Origin of the sequence: Pseudomonas sp. 2822-17, assembly GCF_002742485.1 — a bacterium.
Taxonomy (GTDB): Bacteria; Pseudomonadota; Gammaproteobacteria; order Pseudomonadales; family Pseudomonadaceae; genus Aquipseudomonas; species Aquipseudomonas cyclaminis.
Map to the genome: position 1 here is coordinate 1 of NZ_LJRZ01000028.1, position 229 is coordinate 229.

Annotated in this window: 1 protein-coding gene; it reads right to left on the reverse strand. The window is 38.0% G+C overall.

The features are described 5' to 3' along the window. Positions 1-229, reverse strand: a 229-nt coding sequence (locus AOA60_RS33175; protein WP_218240451.1) for a helix-hairpin-helix domain-containing protein, incomplete at both ends; no start/stop codon positions are given.

Sequence of the window (229 nt, forward strand, 5' to 3'; positions counted from 1 at the left end):
CTCTTTGATGTCCTCAAGTGAGTAAATATTTAATTTTGTAACGAGCTTTTCGGCGAGCTTCACTCCGATAGAAGGAACACTTTGAAAATCAACAAGTCCTTTTAACATATTGGCTCTATCAATAGAAACGTCCAACTTCTCTGCTATTTGGTCTTTACTGAAGTGGTGTAAGTCACTCATCTTCACCTTTGCTCGTCGCAGCTTTGTTTTTTCATCATCAGTTAAAGGT